Annotated in this window: 25 protein-coding genes; 13 read left to right on the top strand and 12 right to left on the bottom strand. The window is 68.8% G+C overall.

Translation table 11 applies throughout. The features are described 5' to 3' along the window. Positions 1 to 11 precede the first annotated feature (11 nt). The 3 genes from tatC (at position 12) to ACQPYH_RS32795 (ending at position 2,642) form a co-directional block, all read left to right on the top strand. The gene (gene tatC / locus ACQPYH_RS32805; protein ID WP_432894541.1) at positions 12 to 830 is read left to right on the top strand and encodes a twin-arginine translocase subunit TatC; all 819 of its coding nucleotides are present in this window, start codon (positions 12 to 14) and stop codon (positions 828 to 830) included. Further along, positions 830 to 1,702, top strand: a complete 873-nt coding sequence (locus ACQPYH_RS32800; protein ID WP_432879338.1) for a diacylglycerol/lipid kinase family protein — start codon at positions 830 to 832, stop codon at positions 1,700 to 1,702. The genes tatC and ACQPYH_RS32800 overlap by 1 nt, the downstream gene beginning before the upstream one ends. A 115-nt stretch (positions 1,703 to 1,817) precedes the next feature. Beyond that, on the top strand, positions 1,818 to 2,642 hold the full coding sequence (locus ACQPYH_RS32795; protein ID WP_432879335.1) for a chitosanase: 825 nt from the start codon (positions 1,818 to 1,820) through the stop codon (positions 2,640 to 2,642). Positions 2,643 to 2,702: 60 nt separating this feature from the next. Here the strand turns inward: ACQPYH_RS32795 and ACQPYH_RS32790 are convergent, their stop codons facing one another. Then, the gene (locus ACQPYH_RS32790) at positions 2,703 to 3,167 is read right to left on the bottom strand and encodes a MarR family winged helix-turn-helix transcriptional regulator (protein WP_432879333.1); all 465 of its coding nucleotides are present in this window, start codon (positions 3,165 to 3,167) and stop codon (positions 2,703 to 2,705) included. 71 nt (positions 3,168 to 3,238) lie between these two features. On the opposite strand from ACQPYH_RS32790, the gene ACQPYH_RS32785 reads away from it, so the two are divergent. From ACQPYH_RS32785 to ACQPYH_RS32775, 3 genes are all read left to right on the top strand, one after another. Then, on the top strand, positions 3,239 to 4,138 hold the full coding sequence (locus ACQPYH_RS32785; protein WP_432879330.1) for an alpha/beta hydrolase: 900 nt from the start codon (positions 3,239 to 3,241) through the stop codon (positions 4,136 to 4,138). A gap of 10 nt (positions 4,139 to 4,148) precedes the next feature. Beyond that, positions 4,149 to 6,962, top strand: coding sequence for a DEAD/DEAH box helicase (locus ACQPYH_RS32780; protein WP_432879327.1), 2,814 nt, complete (start codon positions 4,149 to 4,151; stop codon positions 6,960 to 6,962). An 84-nt stretch (positions 6,963 to 7,046) separates the two neighbouring features. After that, positions 7,047 to 8,318 carry a serine hydrolase domain-containing protein gene (locus tag ACQPYH_RS32775; RefSeq protein WP_432879325.1) on the top strand — a complete coding sequence of 424 codons (1,272 nt, stop codon included), beginning with the start codon at positions 7,047 to 7,049 and terminating at the stop codon, positions 8,316 to 8,318. On the opposite strand, the gene ACQPYH_RS32770 is transcribed toward ACQPYH_RS32775, so the two are convergent. After that, the gene (locus ACQPYH_RS32770; RefSeq protein ID WP_432879322.1) at positions 8,315 to 8,779 is read right to left on the bottom strand and encodes a MarR family winged helix-turn-helix transcriptional regulator; all 465 of its coding nucleotides are present in this window, start codon (positions 8,777 to 8,779) and stop codon (positions 8,315 to 8,317) included. The two genes, ACQPYH_RS32775 and ACQPYH_RS32770, sit on opposite strands and share 4 nt — an antisense overlap. A gap of 50 nt (positions 8,780 to 8,829) precedes the next feature. Between ACQPYH_RS32770 and ACQPYH_RS32765 the strand changes: the two genes are divergently transcribed. Beyond that, the gene (locus ACQPYH_RS32765; protein ID WP_432879319.1) at positions 8,830 to 9,207 is read left to right on the top strand and encodes a cupin domain-containing protein; all 378 of its coding nucleotides are present in this window, start codon (positions 8,830 to 8,832) and stop codon (positions 9,205 to 9,207) included. A gap of 3 nt (positions 9,208 to 9,210) precedes the next feature. Here ACQPYH_RS32765 and ACQPYH_RS32760 read toward each other — a convergent pair whose 3' ends face one another. After that, the gene (locus tag ACQPYH_RS32760; protein ID WP_432879316.1) at positions 9,211 to 10,491 is read right to left on the bottom strand and encodes a glycoside hydrolase domain-containing protein; all 1,281 of its coding nucleotides are present in this window, start codon (positions 10,489 to 10,491) and stop codon (positions 9,211 to 9,213) included. A gap of 83 nt (positions 10,492 to 10,574) precedes the next feature. Here ACQPYH_RS32760 and ACQPYH_RS32755 point away from each other — a divergent pair, with 83 nt between their 5' ends. The 5 genes from ACQPYH_RS32755 to ACQPYH_RS32735 all read left to right on the top strand — a co-directional run bounded on the left by ACQPYH_RS32755 (position 10,575) and on the right by ACQPYH_RS32735 (position 15,409). Continuing rightward, positions 10,575 to 11,048: a GyrI-like domain-containing protein gene (locus ACQPYH_RS32755; protein WP_432879313.1), complete on the top strand. Its 474-nt coding sequence runs from the start codon at positions 10,575 to 10,577 to the stop codon at positions 11,046 to 11,048. An 8-nt stretch (positions 11,049 to 11,056) separates the two neighbouring features. Further along, a complete protein-coding gene (locus ACQPYH_RS32750; protein ID WP_432879310.1) occupies positions 11,057 to 12,112 on the top strand; it encodes a DUF5937 family protein in 1,056 nt (351 codons plus the stop codon). 118 nt (positions 12,113 to 12,230) lie between these two features. Continuing rightward, entirely contained in the window at positions 12,231 to 13,394 is a 1,164-nt protein-coding gene (locus ACQPYH_RS32745; protein WP_432879307.1) for an MFS transporter, read from the top strand. A 21-nt stretch (positions 13,395 to 13,415) separates the two neighbouring features. Next, positions 13,416 to 14,819: a PLP-dependent aminotransferase family protein gene (locus ACQPYH_RS32740; RefSeq protein WP_432879305.1), complete on the top strand. Its 1,404-nt coding sequence runs from the start codon at positions 13,416 to 13,418 to the stop codon at positions 14,817 to 14,819. Positions 14,820 to 14,914: 95 nt separating this feature from the next. Beyond that, entirely contained in the window at positions 14,915 to 15,409 is a 495-nt protein-coding gene (locus tag ACQPYH_RS32735) for a hypothetical protein (RefSeq protein WP_432879302.1), read from the top strand. Here the strand turns inward: ACQPYH_RS32735 and ACQPYH_RS32730 are convergent. After that, the gene (locus tag ACQPYH_RS32730; protein WP_432879300.1) at positions 15,406 to 16,512 is read right to left on the bottom strand and encodes an FAD-dependent oxidoreductase; all 1,107 of its coding nucleotides are present in this window, start codon (positions 16,510 to 16,512) and stop codon (positions 15,406 to 15,408) included. The genes ACQPYH_RS32735 and ACQPYH_RS32730 overlap by 4 nt on opposite strands. Between ACQPYH_RS32730 and ACQPYH_RS32725 the strand changes: the two genes are divergently transcribed. Further along, positions 16,511 to 17,386 carry a LysR family transcriptional regulator gene (locus ACQPYH_RS32725; RefSeq protein WP_432879297.1) on the top strand — a complete coding sequence of 292 codons (876 nt, stop codon included), beginning with the start codon at positions 16,511 to 16,513 and terminating at the stop codon, positions 17,384 to 17,386. The two genes, ACQPYH_RS32730 and ACQPYH_RS32725, sit on opposite strands and share 2 nt — an antisense overlap. On the opposite strand, the gene ACQPYH_RS32720 is transcribed toward ACQPYH_RS32725, so the two are convergent. The 8 genes from ACQPYH_RS32720 to ACQPYH_RS32685 form a co-directional block, all read right to left on the bottom strand. After that, positions 17,376 to 17,858 (bottom strand): 2,4'-dihydroxyacetophenone dioxygenase family protein, encoded by a 483-nt coding sequence (locus ACQPYH_RS32720; RefSeq protein ID WP_432879294.1) that lies wholly within the window; start codon positions 17,856 to 17,858, stop codon positions 17,376 to 17,378. The genes ACQPYH_RS32725 and ACQPYH_RS32720 overlap by 11 nt on opposite strands. 8 nt (positions 17,859 to 17,866) lie before the next feature. Then, positions 17,867 to 18,541: an SDR family NAD(P)-dependent oxidoreductase gene (locus ACQPYH_RS32715; protein WP_432879292.1), complete on the bottom strand. Its 675-nt coding sequence runs from the start codon at positions 18,539 to 18,541 to the stop codon at positions 17,867 to 17,869. A gap of 88 nt (positions 18,542 to 18,629) precedes the next feature. Beyond that, on the bottom strand, positions 18,630 to 19,271 hold the full coding sequence (locus ACQPYH_RS32710) for a hypothetical protein (RefSeq protein WP_432879289.1): 642 nt from the start codon (positions 19,269 to 19,271) through the stop codon (positions 18,630 to 18,632). Positions 19,272 to 19,331: 60 nt separating this feature from the next. Next, positions 19,332 to 20,033, bottom strand: a complete 702-nt coding sequence (locus ACQPYH_RS32705; protein ID WP_432879287.1) for a hypothetical protein — start codon at positions 20,031 to 20,033, stop codon at positions 19,332 to 19,334. A 79-nt stretch (positions 20,034 to 20,112) separates the two neighbouring features. Continuing rightward, positions 20,113 to 21,639: a precorrin-2 C(20)-methyltransferase gene (locus ACQPYH_RS32700; protein WP_432879285.1), complete on the bottom strand. Its 1,527-nt coding sequence runs from the start codon at positions 21,637 to 21,639 to the stop codon at positions 20,113 to 20,115. Then, positions 21,639 to 22,268, bottom strand: a complete 630-nt coding sequence (locus ACQPYH_RS32695; RefSeq protein ID WP_432879283.1) for a precorrin-8X methylmutase — start codon at positions 22,266 to 22,268, stop codon at positions 21,639 to 21,641. Before ACQPYH_RS32695 ends, ACQPYH_RS32700 begins: the two co-directional genes overlap by 1 nt. Continuing rightward, positions 22,265 to 23,443: a precorrin-3B synthase gene (locus ACQPYH_RS32690; protein ID WP_432879280.1), complete on the bottom strand. Its 1,179-nt coding sequence runs from the start codon at positions 23,441 to 23,443 to the stop codon at positions 22,265 to 22,267. Before ACQPYH_RS32690 ends, ACQPYH_RS32695 begins: the two co-directional genes overlap by 4 nt. A gap of 10 nt (positions 23,444 to 23,453) precedes the next feature. Next, positions 23,454 to 24,620 carry an MFS transporter gene (locus ACQPYH_RS32685; RefSeq protein ID WP_432879277.1) on the bottom strand — a complete coding sequence of 389 codons (1,167 nt, stop codon included), beginning with the start codon at positions 24,618 to 24,620 and terminating at the stop codon, positions 23,454 to 23,456. Positions 24,621 to 24,652: the final 32 nt, after the last annotated feature.

Here is a 24,652-nt window from a genome sequence, read left to right as displayed (position 1 = left end):
CACCTGTGTCGATGGTGAAGTTCGGGCGGCGGAAGGACAAACAGGACCGCCACCCGAAAGACCCCGAGGGTCGCATGACCCTGCGCGAGCACATCGTCGAGCTCCGAAACCGGCTGCTCATCTGTGTGCTCGCGATCGTGGTGTGCACTGTGCTGGGCTGGATCTTGTACAACGACGCGTTCAAGTTCCTGACCCAGCCGTTCCACACCAGCGTCGGAGACCTGGCCCGGGAGCAGGGCAAGGAGCCGATCCTGACGTTCCCGGGTGTCGGCGACGCGCTCACCTTCCGGATCAAGATCTCGGCGCTGTTCGGTCTCGTGCTGGCCAGCCCGGTCTGGCTGTATCAGCTCTGGGCGTTCGTGGCGCCGGGTCTGCACCGCAACGAGCGGAAGTGGGCGTACATCTTCTCCGCGATCGCGGCGCCGCTGTTCGCCGGCGGTATGGCGGTCGCGTACTGGACGCTGCCGAAGGGCATCGCGATCCTGATCAGCTTCACCCCGCTCGACATCCAGAACCTGATCGAGCTGCCGACGTACCTGGACTTCGTGATCCGGACGATGCTGGTCTTCGGCGTCGCGTTCCTGATACCGCTGGTCGTCGTGCTGCTGAACATGGTCGGCGTGGTGCCGGCCCGCGCGCTGGGCAAGTTCCGGCCGTACATCATCCTGGTGATCTTCGTGTTCGCGGCCGTAGCGACGCCGTCCGGTGACCCGTTCACGATGTGCTTGCTGGCGATCCCCATGTGTCTGCTGTTCTTCGCGGCCGAGGTGATCGCGCGGATCAACGACAAGCGCCGCGGGCAGCGTCAAGAAGAGCTGCTGGCCGACTGATGAGTCGACGGATCGCGCTGGTGGTCAACCCCACCAGCGGTCGCGGCTTGGGTGCGCGGATTGCTCCAGTGGTTCGGGATCGGCTGGCTGCGGCCGGGCTGACGGTCGACGTTCATGCCACGACCTGCGCCGAGGACGTCGGCCGGATCGCCGGCGAGGTGGTCGCGTCCGGGGCGGATGCGGTCACGCTGATCGGCGGCGACGGGACGGTCCACCTCGGCGCGCAGGTGCTCGCGAATTCCGGGATGCCGTTCGGCGTCATCCCGGCCGGCACCGGTAACGACTTCGCCCGCGGCATCGGCGTACCGCTCAAGGATCCGCTCGCGGCGGCGGATCTGGTGGTGGCCGGCAAGACCCGGACCATCGACCTCGCCACGGCGAAGGACGTCTTCATCACCACGGTCGTCGCCGGCGGCTTCGACTCGCTGGTGAACAAGCGGGCCAACGCGATGTCGTGGCCCAAGGGCAGCTCCCGCTACACCGTCGCGACCCTGGCCGAGCTGCGCACGTTCACCCCACTCGAGTACGTCGTGACCGTCGACGGCGACCCGATCGAAACGAGCGCGATGCTCGTCGCGGTCGGCACCGGGCCGACGTACGGCGGGGGACTGCAGATCTGCGCCGGCGCCACGATCGACGACGGCCTGCTGGACGTCACGATCATCCAGCCGGTGTCCCGGCTGACCCTTTTGCAGCTGTTCCCGAAGCTCTCCAAGGGCACCCACGTCGGCCATCCGGCGGTGCGTACGCTCCAGGGCCGGTCGGTCCGGATCGAGTCGCCCGGCATCACGGCGTACGCCGATGGCGAGCCGCTGGGCGAACTGCCGGTCGACATCGGCATCGCGCCGGGCGCGCTCACCGTCTTCGCCTGACCCTTCGTTAGAACCGCTGAAAAACATTAACGTCCGAGGTATTCTCATTTCTGTCCTCCGTCTGATAGGAAAGCTTCCTAACAGTTAGTGCCCTCGGACGCCCCTCGGAGGAGTCATGGAGAACCGCCCCACCCGCAGGACCGCACTGATGCTCGGACTGTCGCTCGCGGCCGTCCCCGCCGGCCTGGCCATCTCCCGCTACGCGCCGCACGCCGACGCTGCGACGCAGGCGACCGGTCTCGACGATCCCGCGAAGAAGGAGATCGCGATGGAGATCGTCTGCAGCGCGGAGAACTCGTCGCTGGACTGGAAGGCGCAGTACAAGTACATCGAGGACATCGACGACGGCCGCGGCTACACGGCCGGCATCATCGGGTTCTGCTCGGGCACCGGCGACATGCTCGAACTGGTCGAGCTGTACACCGACCGCAAGCCCGGCAACGTGCTGGCGAAGTACCTGCCGGCGCTGCGCAAGGTGAACGGCGGCGACTCGCACCAGGGCCTCGACCCGAACTACACCAAGGACTGGAAGACCGCCGCCAAGGACACCGCCTTCCAGGGCTGCCAGAACGACGAGCGCGACCGGGTGTACTTCAACCCGGCGGTGGCGCAGGGCAAGTCCGACGGGGTCCGCACCCTCGGTCAGTTCTGCTACTACGACGCGATCGTCATGCACGGTCCGGGGAACGACTCGACCAGCTTCGGCGGCATCCGCAAGCGTGCGCTCGGCAAGGCCAAGCCGCCGTCGCAGGGCGGCAACGAGACCACCTGGCTGAACGCGTTCCTCGACGCGCGCGTGTGGGCGATGAAGCAGGAGGAGGCCCACAGCGACACCAGCCGGGTCGACACCGCCCAGCGGGTCTTCCTCAAGAACGGCAACTTCAACCTGGACACACCGCTCAGCTGGAAGGTGTACGGCGACCCGTACCACATCAACTAGTCACCCCCAGGCGCGCAGCCGGGCTCTCATCGGACCACCAGGGAAGGGAGCCCGGCTGCGTCATGTCTTGAACACCTCGCGGCGGTCCGTGCGGGAGTCGGCCTCGGCGCGCTGCCTGAGCATGGACAGGCTGGTGGCGAGTTGATCGAGGACGCCGGCCGGTAGGACCGAGCCGACCCAGGTGTTGAGCTCCGCCTCCACCGTGGGGGCTGCTGCGGCGAGGGCCTGTTCGCCGAGCGGGGTGAGCTCGACCAGTGAAGAGCGGCGGTCGGTGGGGTTCGCGGTACGGCGAACGCGGCCGGCGGACTCGAGGCGGTCGACGGCCTTGCTGGTGGCGCCGACGGTGATCGCCATCGCGCGGGCCAGGTCGAAGACCCGGGAGGTGCCGTTCGCGGAGATGAACCGCAGGAACTCGAACTGACCGAGCGGGAGGTCGTGTTCCGCCTTCAGTCGCGTGTCGAGCACGTTGTACAGCCGCGTTTCCAACCGGACCAGGTCCGTGAACAATGCTGTGAGATCAGTCACGGAATTAGATTCCTCGGAATGTAGTTGCAGAGAACTATATTCCTCGGAATCTATCACCAGGAGACGGACAGATGAGCGCTGAAGAACGCGAAGCAGCACGCGGCATGATGCAGAAGGCCGAGCTCGGGCGGGCCGCGGAGACGCAGCGGGCCGAGTTCGACGAGTTGTTCGCGAGCCGCCCGCTCGGTGACGACGTCAAGTTGGTCGAGCGGACGCTGGGCGGAGTTCCGGCGCTGGAGGTGCACGTCGACGGCGCCGATGCGAACGGCGTCATCCTCTACCTGCACGGCGGTTCGTACGTCGTCGGTTCCGCGCGGACCGGCGCCAACCTCGCGGCGCCGTTGTCCCGCCGCAGCGGCGTACCGGCGCTGTCGCTCGACTACCGGCTCGCCCCCGAGCATGCCTTCCCGGCCGGGCTCCACGACGCGCTGGCGGCGTACCGGGAGCTGGTCGAGAGTGGTCAGAACGTCGTCATCGTCGGCGATTCGGCCGGTGGCGGGCTGGGGCTGGCGACGATGATCGCGGCGCGTGCCGAGGGCCTGCCGCTGCCGGTCGGGGCGGTGCTGTTGTCGCCGTGGACCGATGTCTCGCTGAAGAGTCCGAGTATGGACAGCCGGGGCGAGGACGACCCGCTGTTCAGCCGTGCCAACATGGCCGAGTCCGCCGAGCTCTACCTGGGCGGCGCGGACCCGAAGAACGAGCTGGCGAGCCCGGTCTTCGCCGATCTGAAGGGCCTGCCGCCCCTGCTCGTCCAGGTCGGTACGGCGGAGATCCTGCTCGACGACTCGCTCCGCCTGGTCGCCCGCGCCGCCGAGCAGGACGTGGACGTCAGCCTCGACGTGGTCGCCGGCGCCCCGCACGTGTTCCAGTACTTCGCCGGCTTCATGTCCGAGGCCGACGAGTCACTCGATCACGCCGCAACGTTCATCAAGAACCGGCTCCGGGACAAATCTGTAGGTGCCGTCGCATAGATTGGGTCCCATGAGCACCCCGTCCGAGAAATACGCCTCGTTTCGCTCGGACCAGGAGCATCCGGCCGTGAAGGAGTTCCGGGGGCTCTACGACTTCGCGCTGGACGAGTTCCAGTTGCGTGCCTGCGCCGCCCTCGAGGACGGTCACCAGGTGCTGGTCGCAGCGCCCACCGGCTCCGGGAAGACGCTGGTCGGCGAGTTCGCCGTCCACCTGGCGCTCGAGCGCGGCCAGAAGTGCTTCTACACCACCCCGATCAAGGCTCTGAGCAACCAGAAGTACGCCGACCTCGTCAGCCGGTACGGCGCGGACAAGGTCGGCCTGCTCACCGGCGACAACTCGGTCAACTCCGAGGCCCCGATCGTCGTGATGACCACCGAGGTCCTCCGCAACATGCTGTACGCCGGATCGCGGACACTGCTCGGTCTTTCGTACGTCGTGATGGACGAGGTGCACTACCTGGCCGACCGGTCCCGTGGCGCGGTCTGGGAAGAGGTGCTGATCCACCTGCCCGTCTCGGTCTCGGTGGTGTCCCTCTCGGCGACCGTCAGCAACGCCGAGGAGTTCGGCGACTGGCTGGAGACAGTCCGCGGCAACACCGTCGTCGTGCTGGAGGAGAGGCGGCCGGTGCCGCTGTTCCAGCACGTGATGGTGGGCAAGCGGCTGCACGATCTGTTCGCCGGCGAGGCGCCGACCGCGCGTGTCGGTGCGCCCAGCAAGTCGGGCAACCCGGCGAAGGCGAATGCACCGGTCAAGACCGATGTGAAGGACCTAGTGAATCCGCAGCTCGTCCGGATCGCCCGCGACGACAACCGGATCTTCCGCGACGATTCGCGCAAACCCCGCCGGCGCCGTGACTTGCCGAAGAGCAGGCCGGCCCGGTCGCACTTCACGCCGTACCGCTCGGATGTGGTCGAGGAGCTGGACGCCGGAGCGTTGCTGCCGGCAATCTTCTTCATCTTCTCCCGCAAGGGTTGTGAGGATGCGGTCGTGCAGTGCCTGCGGTCCGGTCTGCGGCTGACCAAGCCGTCGGAGCGCGACGAGATCAAGCGCGTGGTGGCCGAGCGGACGGCGGACCTGCCGGACGAGGACCTCGGCGTCCTCGGGTACCACGACTTCGCCGAGGCGCTCAGCCGCGGGATCGCGGCGCACCACGCGGGCATGCTGGCGGCGTTCAAGGAAGTTGTCGAGGAGCTGTTCGCGCGTGGCCTGATCAAGGTCGTGTTCGCCACCGAGACGCTTGCCCTGGGCATCAACATGCCGGCCCGCACCGTCGTGCTCGAGAAGCTGTCGAAGTGGAACGGCGAGGCGCACGTCGACATCACGCCGGGGGAGTACACGCAGTTGACCGGCCGGGCCGGGCGTCGCGGGATCGACGTCGAGGGTCATGCGGTCGTGCTCTGGCAGCCCGGGTTCGATCCGCGGGAGGTCGCGGGTCTCGCGTCGACTCGTACGTATCCGCTGCGCTCGTCGTTCTCACCGTCGTACAACATGGCCGTCAACCTGGTTCGCCAGGTCGGGCGGACGCGGGCGCGGGACATGCTCGAGTTGTCGTTCGCGCAGTTCCAGTCCGACCAGGCCGTGGTCGGGCTGGCGCGGCAGGTGCAGCGCAACACGGAGGCGCTCGAGGGGTACAAGGAGTCGATCGAGTGCCACCTCGGCGACTTCCTCGAGTACGCCGCCCTGCGCCGGCGGATCGGTGATCGCGAGGCGTCCGGCTCGAAGCGGCGCAAGCTCGACCGCCGGGTCGAGGCGCAGGAGTCGATCGAGAAGCTGAAGACCGGCGACATCATCCGGATCCCGGCCGGCCGCAGCGCCGGTTGGGCGCTCGTGCTCGACCCGGGGATGCGGTCGGAGCGCGAAGGTCCGCGGCCGACGGTGCTGACGCTGGACCGGCAGGTGCGGAAGCTGTCGATGATCGACTTCCCGACCCCGGTCGAGGCGATCGGCGTACTGCGGATCCCGCGCAAGTTCAACCCGCGCAACCCGCAGCAGCGTCGCGAGTTGGCGCAGGTGCTGCGGACACGGACCGATCTGCTCGGCGAGGACGGACCGCCTTCTTCCCGCGGTCGCGACGTCGTCAGCCACGCGGACGATCCGGAGCTGCAGGAGATGCGGGCGCAGTTGCGGGCACACCCGTGCCATGGCTGCTCGGACCGGGAGGACCATGCGCGGTGGGCCGAGCGGTACTTCCGCCTCGACCGGGAGAACCGTGATGTCCAGCGGAAGATCGAGCAGCGGACGAACACGATCGCCCGCCAGTTCGACCGGGTCTGCCAGGTGCTGGACGCGTTGCATTACCTCGACGGCGACAAGACGACCGAGGCCGGTGATCGGCTTGCGCGGATCTACACCGAGCTCGACCTGGTCGCGGCCGAGTGCCTGCGGCAAGGTGTCTTCGACGATCTGACTGTGCCTGAGTTGGCTGCGTGTCTGGCCGCATTGGTCTACGAGTCGCGGTCGAAGGACGAGCCGACGTCACCGCGGTTGCCGCGTGGCGACGTACGGGAAGCGCTGGAGCGGATGGGGTCGATCTGGCGGGACCTGTCTGCGCTCGAGCGGGACATGCGAGTGGACTTCCTGCGGTCGATGGACCTGAACTTCTGCTGGCCCGCGTTTCGGTGGGCGTCGGGTGCTTCGCTGGCCGAGGTGCTGTACGAGTCGGATCTCGCGGCCGGCGACTTCGTCCGCTGGGTCAAGCAACTCATCGACCTCACCGAACAGATCGCCGACGCGGCAGGCGACACCGCCCTCCGCAAAACAGCCCGTAGCGTCGTCGACCAGATCCGTCGCGGCGTGATCGCCTACGCATCGATGGTCGAGTAGACCTCTTCGGGTGAAAGACTTCCTTCAGTGCAGTAAGCAGTTGTAAACCCCTGCCTATCAACTGGTCTGAAGGAGAGCACGTTCGTGGAGTTGACGCGCCGGAATCTCGGGAAGCTAGCGGTTGCCACTGGTGCGACCGCTGCGGTCGGCACCGGAGCCGGGTACCTGATCGGGCGGCCTGCTGATGCTGCTGCGACCTGGAAGACGACCGGGACCGCGGTGCCGGCGCTGGCCGGGTTCGACAACCAGATGAAGGCGTTCATGCAGGCCCGCGGCATCACCGGCGGACAGGTCGCGGTGACGTACAAGGGCCGCCTGGTGCTTGCCCGCGGCTACAGTACGTCGACCGCGCTGACCGTGCAGCCGACGTCGCTGTTCCGGATCGCGAGCCTGACGAAGTCGTTCACCGCCGCCGCGATCGTGAAGCTCGTGCAGGACGGGAAGCTGAGCCTGTCCACGCCGGTCGCGAACATCATCGACATCACGCCGGCGACCGGGCTGACCCGGGACCCGCGCTGGTCGCAGATCACGCTGTGGAAGGTGCTCCAGCACCTCGGCGGCTGGGACCGCGACGTGTCCGGCGACCCGGAGTGGAAGGACGCCACGATCTCCCGGACGCTCGGCGTGCCGATGGAGCTGCACCAGGCCGACGTGATCAAGTACGTCGCCGGGCAGAAGCTCGACTTCAACCCGGGTACGAAGTACGCGTACTCCAACTTCGGGTACACGCTCGCCGGCCGGGTGATCGAGAAGGTCAGCGGCCTGAGCTACGAGGAGTACGTCAAGCAGAAGCTGCTCGCGCCGCTGAAGATCAAGCGGATGTCGCTCGGCTACTCGATCGCCAAGCACAGCGGCGAGACGTCGTACGAGTCGCAGTACTCCGGTCCGACCGTGCTCGACATGTCCGGCACGACGGTGCCCGCGCCGTACGGCTCGTTCAGCATGCGGATCCAGGACGCGAACGGCGGCTGGATCGCGAGCGCGCCGGACCTGGTCCGCTGGGCGAAGATGTTCGACGCGCCGTCGAGCGTGCTGAACAGCACCTCGCTCGGCCACGTCTGGGCGAAGCCGTCGATCGGCGTCAACTCCGACGGCTGGTACTACGGTCTCGGCTGGCAGGTCCGCCCCGTGACGACCGGCGGCACCGGCCGCAACACGTGGCACACCGGCAGCATGCCCGGCACGTTCACGATCGTCGTTCGCACCTACAACGGGATGAGCTGGGCCGCCCTCTTCAACCGCCGCGACGACGCCAGCGGCAAGTCCTACGGCGACATCGACGCCGCCCTCTGGACAGCCGCCAACGGCGTCAAGTCCTGGCCGACGAACGACCTGTTCCCGACGTACTTCGCTTAGAACATCAACGCCCTGAAGTGCGGCGTGCTGATCTGGGCCTCGCCGGCCATGTCGGTCAGTACGTCGCGCAGGGTGTCGATCGCCTCGTCGCCGAATTGTTTGCGGAGGCGGCGTTCGTACGACTGGTGGAACTTGCGGGCCGTGGACAGTGCGGCCTGGCCGTGCTCGGTGAGGTGGAGCAGCTTCGCGCGCGCGTCTGACGGGTCGGGGCGGCGTTCGATGTAGCCGCGGCGTTCCATGTCGTCGACGATCTGGCCGGCGCCCTGCTTGGTGATCTCCAGCCGCTCGGCCAGTCCGCTGATCGTGGTCGGCCCGGCGCTGAGCGTCCGGAAGACGAATCCGTCCGACCGGCCCTGGTCGTCGAATCCCTGCGCGGCCACGTGCTCGCGCAGTTCGCGGACGAACTCCTGGTCCGCCAGCAGCAACAAGATCCCGATATCCGGCTTGCCCGATCGCGTCATGTCCGTCAGTATAGACAAGCTGGCTTGGTCAAGTCAGCTTGTCTAATTGAATGGGGGACGAGATGCACGTCATTCGCGAGGCCGAGGCGCAGCGGTTCCAGTTGCCGGGGGTCGAGTTCACCGGGCTGGCCGCGCCGAGCCGCGGGTCGGCCGGGCTGTGCACGTGGAAACTCACGGTCGAGCCCGGGCATGGCGGCGACGCGCCGCACACGCTCGACCGGGACGAGATCTTCATGGTGATCAGCGGCTCGGTGTCACTGGGTGCCGACAAGCTCGGTCCGGGCGACGCGGTCGTCGTGCCCGCCGGTGAGCCGATCTCGCTGACCAACCTCGGCGAAGGCCCTGCAGAGCTGTACGTCGCCATCACCGCCGGCTTCACGGGCTACATGGCCGACGGCACCGCGGTCCAGCCGCCCTGGGCCCAGTAGCAGTCAGCAGCGGCGGATCGGTGCTGTGTACGTCGTCTGGCTCGCCGTTGCGACGTAGTAGTCGGTGACCCAGCTACCGTCACTCAGCCGATCCCAGACAGAGGTAGTGCCGACCTTGGATCCGGCTTGCTGGCAGGTGATCCACGCCAGCGACCCCGCAGGCAGAGTGCTCGGGTACGTCGCGTACGCCGTACCCGGGCCGTGCCGCCGGCTCAGACCGCTGATCGTTGTCTGGAAGGGGAAAGCGCAGCCGGGCAGCGGTGCGCTGTAGCCGGGCTTGCTCGGCGTGCGGACGTAGTAGTCGGTGACGTACGTGCCGTCGATGAGCTTGTCCCAGACGGAGCTGGTGCCGATCTTCGGTCCGAACGTCTGGCAGACAACGCGGACGCCCGCGTTGGCTGCGATCGTCGAGCGGACCGGGTATGCCGTCGACGGACCGGAGTACGAGTGGATCGTCGTACGGACGGTGTAGTTGTAGGCGACGGACGCGACCGGTGCGTCGAAGCGGTCGTTGTCGATGTTGAGTGTCACTCCGCCGTACGTCTCGGTGTGGTCGCCCATGTACTGCTTGCCGCGCTGTCCGACCGCCCAGAACGTGTTGGGCACGGGAGGCCAGCCGGTGAGTGAGCTGTTGCCGTCCCAGCGGGCGATCCAGACTGCATCCGGCCGCGCGTACGACGAGGAGTTGTACGCCGCCGCGAGGTCAGGTGCGCCAGAGGCCTGGTTGACGTAGATGCCGGAGAGGTAGCGCTGCAGGTGCAGCTCTTTCGTCCAGGAGGACAGGTAGTGCAGCACTGCGGACCGGCAGACCGCGTTGGTGTTGTCGTAGTTCTCCATGTCGTTGTAGAGCGCACTACCCGGCAGGAGCCCCAGTGCCTTCGCCTTCGCGACCGCATCGTCCGCGTCCCGCACCGCCTCACGGTTGGACGCAGTCGTCGACATCTTGTACGTCCTGTTGCCACAGGGTGCCTGCAGCCCCAGATAGATCGGCACAAGCCGCCAGCCCATCGCAGTGACCGCCGTGACCCACGCCGGGGTCAACTGCGGCTGCGCACAACTCCGGTTGGCGCCCCCGAAGTAGATACCGACCGCCTTGTACGGCGAGGCCTTCCAGGCAGTCATCTGCGCCAGCGTCGGCGCCGTACACGTATCAAACGCCAGCCCGGTGAACCGCGTCGCCGTAGTACCCGCGTTGTAGGTAATAGGCGTCGTCGGCTCGGCGTACGCCGGTAGTCCGGCGACCGAGAGTGCCACTGCAGCGACCAGCACCTTGAGCTTCAGCATGATGACCCCCTGGTCTCAGTAGACGCTCAGGAATCGCCGGGCGGTAGGTTGAGGCCAACATCGAGTGTCGGAGGGTAGTCACCATGCCGGAGATCGTCGAGGTTGGGGAGCGGCCGTACGTCGCGTTGCGGGGGAAGGTTGCGATGGACGGGATCGGGGCGTTCGCGGACCGGATGCGGGAGGTGATCGACTGGCTGGCGGCCAAGGAGGTCGCTCCGAACGACGCGCCGTTCTTCAAGTACGACGTGGTCGACATGGACGCCGGGCTGGTGATGGAGATCGGGTTCCCGGTCGACGACCTGCGCTCCGGCGAGGGCGAGATCGTCACCGGCGTACTCCCGGCCGGCCGGTACGCGACCGTCAGCCACCACGGCCACCCGGACGGCCTGATGGAGGCCACGCGCCAACTGCTGGCGTGGGGCGAGGAGCAGGGCCTGGAGTGGGACGCCAACGGCAACCACTGGACCGCCCGCCTGGAGATCTACCGCTCCGACCCCCGCGAGGTCCCCGACATGAACGACTGGGACACCGACCTCCAGTTCAAGCTGAAGGACTGAAGGACTGAGTGCCGACTGTCCTGGCAGGCGTCAGCAGGCTTGAGCCGGAGCGGATTCGGCATGTGGCGTCGCCGTTGATCGAGTTGGGCTGCGCACTGCACGTGCTGGCTGAGCCCACTCACCACAACCGGGTCGAGTGGGCGGCGTCCGTGCCGTTGTCGGCTGAGCTGCGTTCTGAGCTGGAGCAGTGGGCCTGGACGGTGCGGGCGGTCCGCGCACGCTTCTTCGCGACGACAGCTGCTACTGGCATGCCGTCGTGGTCGGATGAGCTGGCTGCGCTGCGGTCGCGTCCGCCGGAGGAGGTGGCCGCCGAGCTGGTCCGGCCGTTGCGTGGTCGCCCGTTGAGCAGCCGGTCCGTCGACACAGACGCCGTACTGCACTGGGCTCGCAGCCGGGGCCGTGCGGTGGCCGCACTGGTCGAGTCACTCGTCACGTCTCCTGCAGATCCGGTACGGCGCTTTGTGGACCTACTGGATGCCTGCTGGCAGGAGTGGTTCGCTGACGTCTGGGCGGCGTCACGCGACGAGCTGGCTGCCCGCGGCCGGCACGACCGCGACCTGGCGATCCGCGACGGAGCCGGAGCGATGCTGTGCTCGCTGGACGGCTCGATCGACCTCCGCGACGCGGACAGCCTCGTCGTACAGAAGGTGCAGAGCAAGCGGATCGACATCAGCACCCGCAGTCTGTTGCTTGTCCCGAGCAACTACATCGCGCCGCATCTGTTCGTGGGCGAGATCCCCGGCGAGCCGATCACGATCATCTATCCCGTGGCCGGCCGGAGTGCCGCCGTACCGACCGCTCAGCTCATCCGCGCCCGGCTGGACGCCCTCGCGTCACCGGACCGCCTACAGGTCTGCCGAGCAGTCGCCAGCGAACCCCGCACAGCCGGTGAGATCGCCGCTCTGTGGGGTCTGCATCCCACGCAGGTCACCCGCCACCTCAGAGCTCTGACGAGAGCCGGTCTGGTCACCGCCGAACGCCAAGGCCGTTTCGTCGCCTACCGCCTCGACAACCACGCCCTGACCACCCTCGGCACCGACCTGCTGACCCTGATCATGCGCTGAGACCGCGGTTGGACTGACGGGATCCGTCAATTCACCGCCCCGACCCGGCCCGTGGGCTTTGGCTGAGCATGTGACTTCTCTTCCGCCTGCAGTGCGTCGGCTGGTCCTGGCTACGTTGGTGAACACGCTCGGGAACGGCGTCTACGCGGCCGTCGGCGCCCTCTACCTCACCAGGGCAGCCGGCCTGTCCCTCGGGCACGTCGGCGTCGGGCTGACCGTGGCCGCACTGGTCGGCCTGGTGACCAGCACCCCGCTCGGTGTGGTCGCCGATCGCCTCGGCCCGAACCGTGCGTACGTCGGATTCCTGCTGCTCCAGGCCCTCACGATGACCGCGCTCACCCAGGTCCGTTCGTTCGTCCCGTACGTCGTGGTCGCCGCGGTGACTGCGATCGCGGACTCCGGCCAGCGCGGCGCCAAGGGTGCGCTGATCGCGGGACTCTCGCCGGCCGACCAGCGGGTGCGGACCCGGGCGATCCTGCGGGTCGCGACGAACGTCGGCATGGGCGTCGGCATGGGGCTGGCCGGGATCGTCCTCGCGGTCGACCGGCGGGAGGTCTACGTGATCGCGCTGCTCGCGAACGCAGCGACGTACCTGGTCACCGCCGGACTGGTCCGCTTCGGCATGCCCAAGGTGGACAAGGTGCCGCGGGCCAGTGGGCCGTCGGGGTTGACTGCGCTGGCAGACCGGCGGTTCCTGGTGTTCGTGGCGCTGGACGGCGTACTGACGATGCATGCCGCGCTGGCGCAGGTCGGTATCCCGCTCTGGGTGGCAACGGCGACAGACGCGCCGCGGTGGATGATCTCGGTCCTACTGGTGATCAACTCGGTCGCGGTGATCCTGCTGCAGGTCCGGGTCGCCCGCGGCACCGAAACTCTCTCCGGCGCAGCCCGGGCCGGCCGCCGCGCCGGACTGCTGCTGGCCGGCGCCTGCGTGGTGCTGGCAGTCACCGATGCGACGTCCGGCGTGGTGACCGTCGGCCTGCTGATCGTCGCCGCGCTGATCCACGTCCTCGGCGAGATGCTCCAGTCGGCAGGCGGTTGGGGGATCAGCTTCGAGCTCGCGCCAGCCGGTGCGCAGGGGCAGTACCAGGGCGCGTACGCCATGGGCCGCCAACTCGGCGACCTCGTCGCGCCTCTGCTCCTCACCACAGTCGCGATCTCGTGGGGCTGGCCGGGCTGGCTCCTCGTCGGTGCCCTCTTCCTGATCGCGGGCCTCCTGATCCCTGGCGTGGTCGCCGGCCACAGCGCCAACACTCAGGAACAGGCCCTCGTGGTGAGCTGATCTGTTGGCGAGAATGCCCGCATGGATCTGCATCTGCAGTTGGGGAAGGGCGGGCTCGCCGAGCAGATCTACGCGCAGCTGTCCGAGCGGATCGGCGCCGACGTACTGCCGGCCGGAACCGTGCTGCCTTCCTCGCGGGAGCTGGCTGACCGGTTGTCGGTGTCGCGCGCGACGGTGGTTGCGGCGTACGAACGGCTTGCCGCGCACGGGTTGATCCGTGCTCGCGCCGGAGTTGGGACGGTCGTCACCGGTCAGCGCGGCCAGGCGTCGACCGCCCCGCCCGCGTCGCGGCTGCAGCCTCGCGAGATCTGGAGTTCCGCGCAGCTCGCAGTACCCGATCTCACCAGGCCGGATGCCGAGTTCGACTTCGCGCCCGGGGTTCCCACGCGGGCGGAGTTCCCGTTCGCGCGGTGGCGGGCGTTGCTCAACGATCAACTGCGGACCCGGACCGATGTCAGCTACACCGATCCGGCAGGCTCGGCCCAGTTGCGTACTGCGCTCGCCCGGCATCTGGTCGTGAGTCGCGGCGTGACGCTCGCGCCCGAGCAGCTCGTGATCACGACCGGAGCGCAGCAGGCGTTCGATATCGCCGCACGCGTCCTGCTCGAGCCGGGCGACACCGTGGCCGTCGAGGACCCCGGTTATCTGCCTGCCTATCGCGGATTCGTTGCCCACGGCGCGCATGTCGTCGGGGTGCCGGTCGACGGTGAGGGGCTGGTGGTCGACCGGATCCCGGCCGGGACGCGGTTGGTGTACGTGACGCCGTCGCATCAGTTCCCGCTCGGTATGCCGATGTCCGACTCACGCCGTACGGCGTTGCTCGCGTGGGCTGCGCGCCACGACGCGGCGGTCGTCGAGGACGACTACGACTCGGAGTTCCGGTTCAGCGGGCGTCCGCTGACGCCGTTGCACGCGATCGACACGGAGGGACGCGTGCTGTACGTCGGGTCGTTCTCCAAGACCTTGCTGCCGGCGCTGCGGGTCGGGTTCCTCGGCATCCCGGCGGTCCTGGCCGAGGCCGCGCGGCGGGCGAAGTTCGTCGCCGACTACGGCACCGCCGGGCACGTGCAGGCCGCGCTCGCCGACTTCGTCGAGAACGGGGACCTGGCGCGCCACATCCGCAGGATGCGCGGCGCCTACGAGCGCCGGCACCACCTGCTGATCAGCACCCTGCGCGATCAGTTCGACGGGCTGCTCGAGCCGATCGAGTCCAGCGGCGGCACGCACATGGCCGCCCTGCTCACGCCCGGGCAGCCATCCGACACGACGCTCGCCGCGCGCGCTCTCGCGGAGGGCGTGAACCTCGGGACCGTCTCACGCTGGGGGATCGATGGCCCCGGCCCGAACGGCTTCGTCTTCGGGTACGGCGCGATCGCGACCGACCGCATCCCGGCCGCGCTGGCTGCGCTGCGCCGCGTTATCTGATCGAGATTGGACTGGCGCAGTACGTCGCGAACCGGCACCTCCACTAGACCGCGTCCGTTCCTAGGCTGCCGCGGACACTCACCACAGGAGGACCGATGAGAACCCTGCGCATCGCCGCGGTTGCCCTCGCCAGTGTCGGCGTGGTCGCCGGCTCGTCCGTCGCCAACGCGCACCCGCGCTGCGACCAGCTCGACGCGACCATCTCCGACAAGGTCGTCGACGTGGGCTGCCCGCCGCCGACCCAGGTCTGCGTGGCCGGTACGTTCCGCGGCCGGCACGGCTTCGACGGCACCAGCGTCTTCATCCTCGGCTCGCGGGGCGAGGCACCGCCGACCGCGCCCGGCTACCGGCCGGTGAGCGGGACGATCACCTACACCTTCGGCGACGGCTCGACCTTGACGGCGCTGGAAACCAGCATCGGCAACGTCAACACGACCACCGGCACAGGCCACGCCGGCGGCACCCAGGAGTTCACCGGCGGCACCGGCCGCTACGAGAACGCCACCGGCTACAGCTACCTCAACCAGCACTGGGAGACCGACCACTTCGTCACCACGATCCAGGGCGAGGTCTGTCGCCCACGTGGCTAAGCGGCCTGCGATTTGAGCAGGTCCCGCAGGGCGCGGGCGGCGGTGAAGCCGGCTCGGTTGGCGCCGATGGTGCTGGCGGAGGGGCCATAGCCGACCAGGTGGATCCGCGGGTCTGCAGCGGTGGCTGTGCCGTTCATGCGGATCCCGCCGGAGGACTCGCGGAGGTGGAGTGGGGCCAGGTGGGCGAGGTCGGCGCGGAAGCCGGTCGCCCAGAGGATGGTGTCGACGTGTTCGCTACGACCATCTGCCCACTCCACGCCGTCGGGCGTGATGCGCGTGAACATCGGGTGGCGGGTGTAGACGCCACGGTCCCAAGCGGCCTGTTCTTGCGAACGCAAGTGCAGGCCGGTCACGCTCACCACGCTCCGCGGCGGCAGCCCCGCGCGTACCCGCTCCTCGACCCGAGCGACCACCTGTCGCCCGTACTCCGGCGTGAAGTCGTCACCCGTCCGCCACTCCGGCGGCCGCCGCGTCACCCACGTCGTGGTCGCAACAGCAGAGATCTCCGCCAGCAATTGCACCGCCGACGCGCCACCGCCAACCACCAGGACATGCTGCCCAGCCAGCTCAGCAGCGCCCGCATAGTCCGCGGTGTGCAGCTGCCGGCCCTTGAACGTCTCGATCCCCGGATACCACGGGATGAACGGCCGGTCCCACGTTCCGGTCGCATTCACCAACGCGGCCGCGGAGTACAACCCCGCCGAAGTCTGCAGCTCGAACCCGTCGCCGATCTCCCGGACGCTCTCGACCGCCACCGGCCGCACCACCGGCAGGTCGAAACGCTTCTCGTAGTCCGCGAAGTACTCCGGGACGAAGGCATTCGCCCGCTCAGAGTCAGAGCTGGGCGGCACCGGTACGCCAGGCAGATTCGCGATCCCGTGCACGTCGTGCATCGTCAGCGAGTCCCACCGGTGCTGCCAGGCGCCGCCGGGCGCCGGATTCCGGTCGAGTACGACAACCTCGTCGTATGGCGTGAATCCGAGCCGCACCAAGTGGTACGCCGCCGACAGCCCCGCCTGTCCCGCACCGATCACCGCTACCTCGAGCACACTGTGGTCAACGCTGCCCCTGGCCCGCGTCTTCCCGGCTACCGTGACGCGCATGGACCTGAACGCGGCGTACAGCTTCCGGATGGACTGGATCGTGAGCTTCGTCGCGGTCGCGCGGTACGGCGGGTTCTCCGCGGCCGGCAAGGCGGTGTACCGCGGTCAGTCGCGGATCAGCGAGCACGTCGCCGAGCTCGAGCGTGCACTCGGCGTACAACTCTTCGACCGCACTCATCCGACCAGCCTGACCCCGGAGGGCCGCGCGCTGCTGCCGCGCGCCGAGGAGATCCTGCGCAACCTCCAGAGCCTGAACGGCGGGGGAGAGGTCCGCTTCGGCGCCTACCCGAGCGCAGCCGCCTGGCTCTTCCCCCGCGTCGTACGCCGCTTGCCGGACAGCATCCGGCTCCTGCTCGTCGAGGGACCCAGCATCGACCTCGAGAGTGCGCTGCTCCGCGGCGACATCGATCTCGCGATCCGGCCGGTGCACCCGTTGGTGACCGATGAGTCCCTCGTCCACGAGGTGCTCTGGCGCGAACCGCTCACCGCCGTCTTCCCGGCCAAGCACGCGCTCGCCGACGCCGAGTCAGTGAGCCTCGCACAGCTGGCCGAGCTCCCGCTCATCTCGATCGGTGAGGCGGATGGGCCACGGCAGTTCGAGTCTCACCTGGCGTTCGCGTCGGCGGGGCTCAACCCCGAGTCCGCGTTCCGCACCAACCAGCCGCAGACGCTGCTGTCCCTTGTCCGCCACGGGCTCGGCGTTGGCGTGACCAATCAGTTGGCGGTCACCACCGCGAACCTCGACGGCGTGAAGCTGGTCCCGATTCACGACGCCGGGGTGGACCGTCAGGTCGGCCTGTTCACCCGCGGCGATCGCGGGCACTCGCCCTCGCTGGCCAAGGTGATCGAGGCGGTCCGAGCGGTCAGCGGATGAACTGGTCCACGTAGTCCGCGCCGAGGCCGTTGGCGCCGTAGTGGTCGCGGCAGAGCTGGATCTTGGTGAAGGTGTCCTCGTAGCCGATCTGGTTCCCGGCTTCGTCGACGTAGATCATCGCGCCGGAGATGTTGAAGAACGTGATCATCTCGGTGCAGTCCTCGGGTACGCGCAGGGTGTGGATCTCGCCGGGCGGCTCGTAGACGAACGAGCCCGTGTCGGCGACCCAGCCGTGTTCGTCGTACTGCCACTTGCCCTTGATCACGTAGCCGAAGACGGCGCTGGGGTGGCGGTGCCGGGAGACGATGCCGGCCCGGGTGACCTTGAGCAGATTGCACCACTGGCCGGTGACCGTGTTCAGCATCAACGGCCGGAACCACACGCCCGGCGCCTGCTGCACCCAGAGCCGGTCGTCGTCGGGGACCGCCTGTACTGCGATCTCGGCCGGCACTCCTGCGGATACGGGGATCATCGGGTCTCCTACATGCTCAGGTAGCCGCCGTCGACGGGTACGACGGTGCCGGTGACGAAGCCCGCGTCGGGGCCGGACAGGAAGGCGATCACGCCGGCGACCTCATCGGGGGTGCCCCAGCGGGCCATCGGCGTACGGGACAGGATCCGTTCGGAGGCGACCGGGTCAGCCTGCAGCGCGGCGGTCAGGTCGGTGGCGATCCAGCCGGGGGCGACTGCGTTCACCCGGATGCCGTCGGCAGCCCAGGCGACGGCGAGGGACTTGGTCAGCTGGACGATCCCGCCCTTGGAGGCGCTGTACGCGGGGACGAGCGGGCCGCCGAAGTAGCTGAGCATCGAGGCGACGTTGACGATGCACCCGCTGCTCGCGGCGAGCAGGCTGTGCGCGGCCTCGCAGGCTCGCATCGCGCCGGTCAGGTTGATCTCCACGACCTCGCGGAACACGTCAGGCTGGTGCTCGTCGCCGCGGCGGATGATGCCGGCCGCATTGACCAGCACGTGGAGCGACCCGAGCGAGCTGATCAACGCCTCCAGCTCACCCGGTTGCCGCAGATCGACCTCTACCTCCGTCGGGCTCGCCCCGAGGCCGGCGGCGATGACGTGCAGGCCGTCCGCTGCGAGGCGGCGGGCTGTGGCGGCGCCGATGCCGCTGGTGCCGCCGACGACGAGCGCGGTGCGTGTCATACCTCGCATCCTGGCCGTCCGGAGCTCGGCTGGGCAAGCGTGAGCCGGACGGCGGATCGGGTCCATCCGCCGTCCGGGTCAGCGCTTGTCAGCTCACATCGATCCGCTTGTGGTACCGCTGTCCGGCCATGCTCCCGATCAGCGCTGCCAGCAGCGTGATCACCACAGCCGCGATCATCACGACCACTCCGCCGGTCGTCAGCGTGCGGTCATCGATCGGCACCGACGGCAGGTCTACCCGGTCCAGTACGTCGTACTGCGAACCGGCCAGCGCCGCGAGCCCCGCGACGACCGCCGTCACCACGACGCCGATCATCCAGACACCGAACCCCTGCCGGGCGCCGTCGAAGCGCGCCAGCCGTCCGGCGACGTACCCGCCGTTGTAGTAGGCGATCGCCAGGATCGCCAGCAGGACGGCCGCGGAGGCGATCCCGATCGTGCCGGCGGAGTTGTTCCAGTCGATCGTGAGGGCGTAGTCGGCGGCGGCCGCGAGTGCGCCGACGATCCCGGTGAGCAGCGCGATCAGCCCGATCGCGACGATCCAGCCGAAGAAGGCCGCGCCGCCCTTGAATCCGCGGTACGACGGGTCGACCCGATCCTTTGCCGGCAGCGTGCTCCGGTCGGGTGTAGTGGTTCGATCGGGCGTAGTGGTTCGCTCGGACGTGGTTCGATCGTCGTCGTACGTCTCCGACGGATCGATCCGTGTGTCTTCCTGATGCTGCTGGGTCATAGCAGTCTCTCCTCACCAGACAGCCCCGTGCAGCCGTCCGGTACCCAGCAGCGAAACCCTCTAGGTCAGCAGTTCGTCGATCCGGTCGTGGTAGCGCCGGCCGTTCTTGCCGCCCAGGATCGCCATCAGCAGCGTCAGGATCAGCAGCGCGGCCGTGGCGGCGATGCTGCCCAGCAGGAGGGTGTTGTCGCTCAGCGCCACATCCGGCCAGTTGATCTTGCCGATCAGGTCGTACTGGTTGTCGAGCACCCAGCCGGTGCCTCCGGCGAGCACCGCGACCACCACTGCGATCGTCCACACCCCGAAGCCCTGCCGTCCGCCGTCGAAGCGCGCCAGCCGGCCGGCGACGTACCCGCCGGTGTAGAAGGCGATCATCAGCATGAACGTCGACACCGCTGCCGCCGTGATCAACGCCGCGCCGGGCTGGGCCTTCGCGTCGCCGGTGGTGTAGTCGAGGACCTCGGCGGTACCGAGCGCGGCCGCGGACACGGCTGCCAGCAGCAGGACCGACATCGAGATCGCGATCAGCCAGCCGAAGAACGCCGCGCCGAACTTGAACCCGCGATACGACAGCAGCTCCGGCGCGACGTCCGGCTCCGCGGGGCCCGCTCCCGGCGGCTTAGGGATCGTGATCGTGCTCATCGCCCGGCTGGCCGCGGCCCGAGCCTCTTCGTACCGCTGCGTCGTGGTGTCGTCGCCGACGGGTGTGGCGATTGTGGCGGTGCTGCCTGCGTTGCCGTCGCCGGGGTACTGCTGACTCATGTCCGCTGGCTCCTCACTGGTCGGCTTCCGCGCGGGTCCTACCCGTCCGAGTTCCGCCTGACACAGCCGCGGAGCGGATTTAACCGGCTCCTGGGGTGTCCTCACTCACCGTCGCGGGGTAGCGACGTGGGGTGAAGACCAGCGGGCCGTCGGGGCGGGGCACCATGCGGGTCTGTGACGAGCCGATCAGGAGCAGGCACCGCATGTCAACACTCTGCGCGTCGAGTTCCGCCAGTGTTGTGACGATGATCGCTTCCTCCGGACCGCCGACGTCCCGCCCGACCACGACCGGCGTACCGGGGGAGCGGTGCTCGAGCAGGAGATCGCGCGTCGCCGCCACCTGCCAGGTGCGGGACTTCGAAGCGGGGTTGTAGATCGCGATCGCCAGATCCGCCGCGGCCGCCGCGGTCAGGCGCTGGGCGATCACGTCCCACGGCTTGAGCCGGTCCGAGAGCGACAGGACGCAGTAGTCGTGCCCGAGCGGTGCGCCGACCCGGCTGGCTACCGCCTGGGCGGCGGTCATCCCGGGCAGCACGCGTACGGCGATATCGGCGTACTCCGGCTCCGACGCGACCTCCGTGACCGCACTGGCCATCGCGAACACGCCGGGGTCGCCGGACGAGACCACAACGACGTTGGAGCCCTTGCGGGCGAGGTCGAGCGCGAAGGCGGCCCGCTCGGACTCGACGCGGTTGTCGGACCCGTGCTTGCGCTGCCGGGCGCGGTCGGGGAGGCGGTCGATGTACGTGGTGTAGCCGATGACGTCGTCGGCGCTCGCTATCGCCGCGCGGACCTCTGGGGTCATCCACTCCGGTCCGGCTGGTCCCAGGCCGACGACCGTCACTGAGCCTTCGGTCGCGGTCTTGGTTGTCGGGGGAGTGAAGGTGTTGTTGATGGGGCTGGGGAGGAGGGCGAGGGAGAAGTACGGGACGTCGTCCGGGTCGACCTCGTTGAGCGGGGCTATGCGCTGGGCGTCGGTGGTGGCGCGTTCGACGTACCAGGCCTCGTCTGCCCGTCCGGCCAACTCGAAGGCCTCGCGGACGTTCGCGAAGGTCCGGCCGAGCTTCATCACGGCCGCTGCGTCGGTTTCTCTCAGGCGTTCGGCCAGCACGTCCGGCGGGAGGGTGCCGGGGAGGACGGTGAGGATCTCGTCGCGCTCACAGAGCGGTCGCCCGAGTACTGCGGCTGCCGCGCTCACGGACGTCACACCCGGGACGACCTCGCACGGGTAGCGGTCGGCGAGGCGTTTGTGCATGTGCATGTACGACCCGTAGAAGAGCGGATCGCCTTCCGCGAGTACGACGACGTCGCGGCCGGCGTCGAGATGCGCGGCGAGGCGAGCGGCGCAATCGGCGTAGAAGTCGTCCATCGCACCCTGGTAGCCGCCGGGGTGGTCCGTCGTCTCGGTGGTGAGCGGGTAGACGAGGTGCTCCTCGATCTGGTTAGCCGTCAGGTACGGCGCGGCTACCCCGCGGGCGATGCTCCGCCCGTGGCGGGCGCTGTGAAACGCGATCACGTCGGCAGCGCCGATCAGCCTGGCCGCCTTGACCGTCACCAGTTCGGGATCACCCGGGCCAAGTCCAACACCCCAGAGTCTGCCGGTCATCACTCCTCCTCGCTGGCGATCGCGTTGACGGCGGCCGCGGTGATCGCGCTACCGCCGCGGCGGCCGCGGACGACCAGGTACTCGAGGCCGAGCTCGTTCGCCGCCAGGGCGTCCTTCGACTCGGCCGCGCCGATGAAGCCGACCGGGATGCCGAGGATCGCCGCCGGCCGCGGGCCGCCTGCGGCGAGCCGGTTGAGCAGATGGAACAACGTCGTCGGAGCGTTGCCGATAGCAACAACCGCGCCTTGCAGGTGGTCGCCCCACAGCTCGACCGCCGCCGCGCTCCGCGTCGTACCCAGGTCCTGCGCGAGCCCGACCGTCCGCGGATCCTGCAACGTGCAGATCACCTCGTTGTCCGCGGGCAACCGCCGCCGGGTGATGCCGGCGGCAACCATCTGCGCGTCACACAGAATCGGTGCACCAGCCTGCAGCGCAGCCCGCGCGTTCTTCACGACGTTGGGCGACCAGGCGAGGTCGGCAACCAGGTCGGTCATCCCACACGCATGAATCATCCGCACGGCGACCTGCGCCACGTCCGCCGGCAACCCATCCAGCGCCGCCTCGCCCCGGATCGTCGCAAACGATCGCCGATAGATCTCCGCACCGTCCCGCACGTACTCGAAACTCACACCCGTTCCCCATCCACCAAGTAGCCATCGCCCACCGCAACCACATCCACAAACCCACCGCTCGGCTTCCCGCACCGCCGCCCACACCCAGCCCAATGCACCCGCCGCCCGCGCCACCCACCAGCGACACCCGGCAACAAGCCAGCACCTCCGCCGCCCACCGCGCCTACCGCTTGCGCCGTGCCTGCTGCTTGCGCCGTGCCTGCCGCCTGCGCGGTCAGCGTGCGGGTTGCGTCCGCGCGGACATCCGCCAGCGCCTTCGCACACCCAGGCTTCCCGGCACAGGCAGTCACACCCTCCCAGACCGAGTCCGGTGTGGTGATCAGCCCGACGTCTTCCAGCCCGGTCGCTGTCGCCGACACCACCACAGACCGCCAAGGCGTAACCCGCACCCCACCCGCCGCGCCGACCAGTGCAGCTGCCTGGGCTTGGGTGAGGCTTCCCAGGGGGACTGTCACGACCAGCGCCGTGCCGTGCACACCAGCTGTCACCCGGGTGGTGCTGGGGTCCAGCGCCTCGTCCGCTGTCAGGCCGAGCCGTTCAAGGATCCGCTGCTCAGCGTCAGCCACCTCAGCGATTCGCCACTCCTGGTCGCGTACGGACAGGAACGCCTCCGCGGCGGCCAGCATCAACTCCGGCACCTCGGCCCACGGCACCCGCGCACCGCGACCGCCGAGAGTCAGCACAGCGCTCCGGTCGTCCAGCGCGCGCACAGCAACGTCGGCCTGCACGTCCGCCAGATCGCCCCGCCCGTCGTCGAGCGCGAACAAGAACCGGCCCGGCAGCTCCGCCAGCCCCGGTCGGCCACACAACGCCCGGTCCAGCGTGAGGGCCACCGGGAGTACGTCGTACCGCGACCCCTCGTCCAACCCGGACAGCGGCGACGCCAGGATGTTGCGCACACGCTCGTGGGCGATCGATGGGAGCAGACCGGCGGCAAACAACCGGTCCGACAGCTCCCGCGGCCCGCGCGCGTCCAGCCCGCGGATCTGCACATTCGCGCGAGACGTGAGCTCGAGCCGCCCATCACCCACCTCGGCGGCGGCAACCCGCAGTACCTCGAGCTGCTCAGCGCTCAGCCACCCACCGGGCAACCGGACGCGAGCCAGACCGCCGTCTGCCGCCTGGTGTACTGCCAGCACACCAGGGCATCGATCGGTCTCGGTCCGCGCCATGCCCGCGATGCTACGTCCCCGGAACCTGCTGTGTTCTGGACCACAGCAGCACTGCCACCGCGAGCACCGCGCACCCACCACCGGCCACCATCGCCACCGGTATCGACCACGCATCCACCACCAGCCCGCCGAGCAGCGCGCCGATCGACAACACCGCCTGGTACGACGACGTGAACCACACCGTCGCCGCCTCACGCGACTGCGGAGCGGCCTGCGCGAACATACTCATCGAGCAGACCGGGATGCCGCCGTACCCGAGTCCCCACACCACGAGCAGTACAAGCGCTCCAGCCGCAGTACGCCCCGCCAGCGGAAGGAGCAGCGTCGCAGCCGCAATCAGCCCGGCGCAGGTGGCGAACGTAGCGTTGAGGTTGCGCGCCGCCGCCGTACCGGCAATCACGTTGCCAACCAGACCTGCGGCCCCGTAGGTGAGCAGGAACAGTCCGATGAGCTCCGGTCGTACGACGTCGCGCAGGAACGGCGTCACATAGGTATAGGTCGCGAACTGTGCCGTCACGATCAGACAGGTCACGACGAGCGCATTCCGACTGCCGCGGAGCGCGTCGCGGAGTACGGCGGCTCTCGTGACCTGCAGCGGGGGCAGTGGAGGCACGGTGGCACGCAGTACGGCCAGCGCCACCACAGCGAGTACTCCGAGCGCAGCAAACGACGTACGCCAGCCGGCGAACTCACCGACGAACGTGCCAGCCGGTACGCCGAGCACCGACCCGAGCGGGACCGCGGAGAAGATGACGGCTGTCGCGCGCGGCGCCCAGCGCTCGGGGACCAGTCTCCCGGCCAGGCCGGCGCCGATCGACCAGAAGCCGCCGACCGTGAGTCCGACGAGGAACCTGGCGACCAGTTCGAGCCAGAACACCGGTGCGATCGCTGCGAGGAAGCCTGCGATGGCCAGCAGCACCATGAGGACGCAGAGCATCAGGCGGCGGTCCAGTCGAGCTGTCGCGACCGTGACGACCGGTGCGGCAACTGCTGCGACCAGTCCCGGCATGGTCATCAGCCAGCCGGTGCGGCCGGGCGTGAGCGCGAAGTCCGCGCCGATGGGAGTGAGGAGGCCGATCGGGAGGATCTCGGTGGTCACGATCGCGAAGATCCCGAGCGTCACCGCGACGACTCCGAACCACCGGACGGTCGGCGTACGGGTTTCCAGAAGAGTCATAGTGTCAAGCGAACTAGTTGCAGTTTCGCCAG

The sequence above is a fragment of the Kribbella sp. CA-245084 genome (assembly GCF_050942355.1).
Taxonomy (GTDB): domain Bacteria; phylum Actinomycetota; class Actinomycetes; order Propionibacteriales; family Kribbellaceae; genus Kribbella.
The sequence above is the reverse complement of the archived record's forward strand: the minus strand, read 5'-3'. Positions and strand labels throughout refer to the sequence as shown.